Source organism: Bacillus australimaris, assembly GCF_001307105.1.
Classification (GTDB): Bacteria; Bacillota; Bacilli; order Bacillales; family Bacillaceae; genus Bacillus; species Bacillus australimaris.
Map to the genome: position 1 here is coordinate 1 of NZ_LGYN01000015.1, position 4903 is coordinate 4903.

At 35.3% G+C, this 4903-nt stretch carries 7 protein-coding genes and 1 pseudogene; 6 read left to right on the top strand and 2 right to left on the bottom strand.

The features are described 5' to 3' along the window. From AKG37_RS09240 to AKG37_RS09250, 3 genes are all read left to right on the top strand, one after another. The coding region (locus AKG37_RS09240) for a DNA/RNA non-specific endonuclease (RefSeq protein WP_160316321.1) at window positions 1–670 on the top strand (670 nt) is incomplete at its 5' end. A 3-nt stretch (window positions 671–673) separates the two neighbouring features. Continuing rightward, on the top strand, window positions 674–1150 hold the full coding sequence (locus tag AKG37_RS09245) for an immunity protein YezG family protein (RefSeq protein ID WP_060698550.1): 477 nt from the start codon (window positions 674–676) through the stop codon (window positions 1148–1150). A 154-nt stretch (window positions 1151–1304) separates the two neighbouring features. Beyond that, the gene (locus AKG37_RS09250) at window positions 1305–1781 is read left to right on the top strand and encodes an SMI1/KNR4 family protein (protein WP_060698551.1); all 477 of its coding nucleotides are present in this window, start codon (window positions 1305–1307) and stop codon (window positions 1779–1781) included. Window positions 1782–1982: 201 nt separating this feature from the next. Here AKG37_RS09250 and AKG37_RS09255 read toward each other — a convergent pair whose 3' ends face one another. Both AKG37_RS09255 and AKG37_RS18540 read right to left on the bottom strand, forming a co-directional pair. Further along, a complete protein-coding gene (locus AKG37_RS09255) occupies window positions 1983–2990 on the bottom strand; it encodes a hypothetical protein (protein ID WP_060698552.1) in 1008 nt (335 codons plus the stop codon). Between the two features lie 145 nt (window positions 2991–3135). Then, a pseudogene (locus tag AKG37_RS18540) lies at window positions 3136–3317 on the bottom strand (ATP-dependent DNA ligase); the annotation flags it as partial. Window positions 3318–3634: 317 nt separating this feature from the next. Between AKG37_RS18540 and AKG37_RS09260 the strand changes: the two are divergent. From AKG37_RS09260 to AKG37_RS09270, 3 genes are all read left to right on the top strand, one after another. Continuing rightward, complete coding sequence (locus AKG37_RS09260; RefSeq protein WP_149865079.1) at window positions 3635–4147, top strand: hypothetical protein; 513 nt, start codon at window positions 3635–3637, stop codon at window positions 4145–4147. A gap of 242 nt (window positions 4148–4389) precedes the next feature. Then, complete coding sequence (locus AKG37_RS09265) at window positions 4390–4569, top strand: hypothetical protein (protein ID WP_060698554.1); 180 nt, start codon at window positions 4390–4392, stop codon at window positions 4567–4569. Then, on the top strand, window positions 4569–4883 hold the full coding sequence (locus tag AKG37_RS09270) for a hypothetical protein (RefSeq protein WP_060698555.1): 315 nt from the start codon (window positions 4569–4571) through the stop codon (window positions 4881–4883). Before AKG37_RS09265 ends, AKG37_RS09270 begins: the two co-directional genes overlap by 1 nt. The last annotated feature ends 20 nt before the right edge of the window (window positions 4884–4903 follow it).

Below are 4903 nucleotides of genomic sequence, written 5' to 3' on the forward strand. Positions count from 1 at the left end.
ATTGCCATACTCACCAAAGTTTCAAATAGCAGGTGGAGGGAAACTTCCTTACAATGTGTTTGATGGGGAGAATCTTAAAAATAAACTTCTTTCCATGGCAAAACGCCTGGACAATCAGCCTGTATATGGTATCTCTAAGACAGGCAGACGATTACCGACACCAAAATCACCACCGACTGTTGTCAGTTACGGAGATCACTATGTGAAATGGAAGCGCAAGAAGGTATTAAAACCGAATGTCGTTTATTCAACTAAGCAGGGTTACACCTACACAACAGATCACTACGGACGTATTGTCAAAGTTGAAGCGAGTGATTTAAAATATGGAGAGGTCAAAAGAAATCAATACGCCCAATCTAATTCAGGGAAACCCGATCGATTACCAGATGATGACGGTGGTCACTTAATTGCATCTATTTTTAAAGGGTCTGGAGATATTGATAACCTGCTTCCGATGAATTCACAAATTAATCGTAGCGGTGGGAAATGGTATCAGATGGAACAAGAGTGGTTAGCTGCATTGAAAGAAGTTCCTCCTGAGAAAGTATCTGTTTCAATAGAACCAGTTTATAAAAGTGATTCATTGAGACCAGAACGTTTTGTTGTTGAATTTAAAATAGGCAATGACGAATTACAAAGATCAATTATTAAAAACCAAAAAGGTGGATAAACAATGGAATTAGAAAAACTAGATTCTCTGTATGGTGAAATTGCACAAACTGTTAGTGAGATGATACCAAAAGAGTGGGACGAAGTTTGTTTATATGCCGAAATATTAGACGACTCTGCAGAGATAAATTTTTATTATAGATTAAAAGGAGAAACGGTATATCTTTACTCGCATAATATACCTGAAGATCATCATGTGAGTAAGTCAATCTATAACGAGTTTTTAATAAAATTACATGATTTATTTGAAGAGCTACAACAAGCACATGAATTAATTAATCCGGAAAAATGGACAAATTTAACTTTGAAGTTAGATGCGAATGGAAAATTCTCTTTAGATTTAAATTATGAAGATGTATTGAATCAAGAAATTAACGGATCTCAAAGAAGAGCAATATGGGCATACGAAAATTTAGGAATACATCCAAAAAGAAAGTCAGTTAGAGAGTTTCTGGATCAATATATTAAAAACAAAGAATAAAAGTAACAACCAACTTACCGCCCTCCAATAAAGGAGGGTTTTTTATTAAAATAGACATATGATTCAGGAAAAAGTAGACCAGTTGTTCCGACTGACTTACATAAAAATGTACCGCATATTGGTGCAGCATCAGACTTAAGAGGAGGCTATTAAAATGAGTTTTAAACGGATTAAAGATAAACTTGATCAATACACTATTGATATTAGATCAACCAAAACAAATAACCCATTAAACGAAATGAAAAAAATAGAAGAAAATGGATTTCATATTTCTTCTGATTACAAGAGTTTTATTAATGAATACGGGGAATGTTGGATTGAGGACAATGTATATACCCATCTAAGAGAAAAACCAGTGTGGTTAGTTGGTGAATTAGTGCCAGTCGAATTGTTTTATGGATTGGAGCAGAATGATTATGATATAAGTGAATCCATAAAAACATATAAAGAGCAATTACCAGAACAAATAATTCCTATCGCAGATGCGGATGGGGGAGACCTAATTTGTTTAGATGTTAGTGAAATAAATCAAGGGAAAATATATTTCTGGGATCATGAACTAAGAGATGGCGAACAAGACCTATTCCTGATTGCTGATACTTTCACTGATTTATTGAAGGGTTATTTGTAGTTGAAGAAGATGATGATGAAGATAGTGATACAGAAGATATTGATAACCAACTTAGTGACGATCTCTTAAAAATGTTAAAAGGGAGAGACTAGAAGTTATACAAACTATCTATGAATGTTGCTTTTAATTTAATGACATTTAAGTTTAAAGGGTGCTGAAATGCATCCTTTTTAATTTAAAAAACACCCAAAAAGGGGTGCCTTAGTTTGAATTAGCTATAGAACGCAAAGCATCATCATAGTCAGCTAGATTATAATGAGGATTTGCTTTTAAAAATGTATACTTAACAGTTTTATCAGGATTGTTCAAAAAGTATTCAGCAAGTCTTATAAGCGCAGCACGAATATCTTGCTCGTTGATATCCTTAAAATCAAAGTATTCACATTCACCGAATCTTGCTTTATAAAGACAAATCTTGCTGAATTCAATGTCATCGAAAGGAAGGCTTTCTGATACGCTATAGTTGTGCTCTATTTCCTTTAAAAGTTGATTAAGAAGGAAGTATCCAGTTAACTGAAGAACATCCGCAGATTTGTATCCCACATCTTTAACCACTTTGAAATCATATAGTACATCATCAATTAGAATATCTGCATCTGCCCCATCAACCAATAGGGAAGCAATGCCAAAGTGAGGATTGAAAACTACTTTGCTGTCTGTTTTAACAAATCCACTGCTAATAAATTTTTCTTCAAATGTCTCCATTAATCCAGTGAGTTCATTAGTTAATGTGTCTATTCTTTGTATATCGAAAATATCAGCCTCAGTAACCCCTGGCACATTGGCTCTAGAATATCTCTCTAGATTCCCAAGTTTTAAGGCGGTAACACAAACATCTCTATTTAATGCTAAATCACCTTTGACATACATATCAATTCCTTTTTGAATAGGCGAATAATATTTACCTTCTAAGCCATTATTTCCAGTGTCTTTCTGCAATTTTTTTAGTCCTTTATAGGCAACAAGCTCTTCGAATCTCATTTCTTTATTTATTATTTGGGCTATTCTAAACCTTGCCAAGTAATCAAAGGCAGTCCCTATTAAGCTTGCATCAGACGGTTTCTCCAATGTGTAAGGCACTAACGTTTCATACTCTTTAGAAAAGGGATTATTCCCACTTGCAGTCTTGAAATCTTTCTTTTTAGGCGCAATAGCAACAACTATTTCCTTGAATTGTGGTACTTTGCTTAATTTTGATGTAAGTGACATTGTTAACCTCCTAATTGTTATACATAAATTGTAACAGAAGGATGGATTTTTTATACCAATATTTACATCGAACAAAAGTTCTTAAAACGCATTGGAAAAGAACCTTTGTTCTGTTTCTGCGAACTCACTGTTCGGTAAACATTGAATCGAGATCCAAGAGTTCTGGGAACTTGCTTGTTACTTCATTGTTGTGACGAGTATAAAGCTTTATCTGATCATTAAACTTGGAGAGGATCAGTCTAATTCCATCGAACTTCAGCTCGTAATATAGCCATCGTCATCAAATGGTTCTTTGATCGAATGCAATAACATTGGCGATACAAACAAAACATCACCTCCTACTTAGAACATGATAGCTAAGCGAAGGTGATATATAAGCAAAATGAATGTGGTACTAATGGGATTCAGCAGTTCCGGTGAATTGTTTTTAGGTGAGTTAACAAGTGTAGAAAAATAATATATCCTTGCACAATCTGTACCATAAGAAAAGTAAAAATTACAATTGAATAAATTCAAGGACTTAATACCTCTTTTGCGTGGATTGAGGAATAAGAATGTCTTTTCTAGACTATGACCTATACATGTTTATAACAGATACATACCATGAAAAGGAAATTCACGATTTGAAAAAGGAGACGTTAGACATGAACGACTATAATTACGATGATACTGATTTTATCACGGAAGAACGCCCGCAGTATGGAACAGTGGGAATACCTTCAACAGGGACAGTAGCAAGACCGCCATTGGGAGGATCTGCAAGCGTGGGAGGGATGATTCCAGGAACACAGTTAAGCATTGCATCACTGCTTCAACAACACCCAAGACCAACATCCCCACCCCCGCAGCAAGCTCTAAAGCTAGTTCAACAACTTAAATCCAACCCTCAATTGTTGCAATATGTTGTACAACAAAGACCAAGAACCTTACAGCAGTTAACTCAGTATATGCAAAGTGGAGGACAAACGACACCTTATGGAGGGAGTAGAGGCTCTTGTCCTGTAGGTTGGGAAATTGTTATTTACTCAACATTTTTTGGGTTAGACGTTGACTTGATATTTAATATACTTCCTCCATGGACCCCGGGTATTGTAGCAGGATTTGATATCTTTTCAAGTTTTAGAGTAATTACCAACGTAGTATGGGAGATTTGTTAAAAGTGTTTTTTACTTTTAAATCAGCGGTAACGGGTATTTGAATGGTCAAGATTATGTTAAAGGGTATTCTGTGTAGTGAGTTTGTATTGCTGCCAGCTGTCTGGCAGCTTTTATTTTTAATATTGACAAGAATATAAACTATAACCTTAGGTTGCACTTTAAAGGCACAAAGTTGGAGATAACTTTCGGAAGAAAATAGGAGGAATGTGATGTAGCAAAAAGTTGAGGTTAAAGAAGTTGAAGTGTTGATCAGAGGGATATGGGCAAAGAAAAAGTTCACTGATATTCAAAAGGAGCAAACATTTAAGGTAGAGGAAAATGGGGAAGCCATGAAATATATGGCAAGAACAGATCCCTATTGGGATGAGATGTACGAAGCCTACATAATTGATTTATTTGATAAAAATAAAATAAGTGAATGATGACAAGTGAGAACAGAGATGTTGATTGTCAGGCCGCACCACGATTTTGGGTCGTAGGTGACTATGAGTGGGTTGCAGCAAATGAAGGAAACGCTGAGCGATATTCTGTGTACTTACCCAATGCAGCAGAATCTTATCCTGTTGAAGATTACATCGAAAGTACAAAAGAAGACGGTGAATTCAGTGATGAACAATTACAAGAACTGGATGAATGCAATAATGACTACGATGAAATTTTAGAATGGATACAATATTACGAGGATGAAGGAGCAGAGCTCTTTCCTGAGAAAAAAATCCACATTACACACAATTGAAACATCAAAAGCGATTGGAA

Excerpts from the sequence above, each read along its gene's own strand:
- AKG37_RS09270 (WP_060698555.1), top strand. The coding sequence starts at position 4,569 with ATGACAAGTGAGAACAGAGATGTTGATTGTCAGGCCGCACCACGATTT.
- AKG37_RS09260 (WP_149865079.1), top strand. The coding sequence starts at position 3,635 with ATGAACGACTATAATTACGATGATACTGATTTTATCACGGAAGAACGC.
- AKG37_RS09245 (WP_060698550.1), top strand. The coding sequence starts at position 674 with ATGGAATTAGAAAAACTAGATTCTCTGTATGGTGAAATTGCACAAACT.
- AKG37_RS09255 (WP_060698552.1), bottom strand. The coding sequence starts at position 2,990 with ATGTCACTTACATCAAAATTAAGCAAAGTACCACAATTCAAGGAAATA.
- AKG37_RS09250 (WP_060698551.1), top strand. The coding sequence starts at position 1,305 with ATGAGTTTTAAACGGATTAAAGATAAACTTGATCAATACACTATTGAT.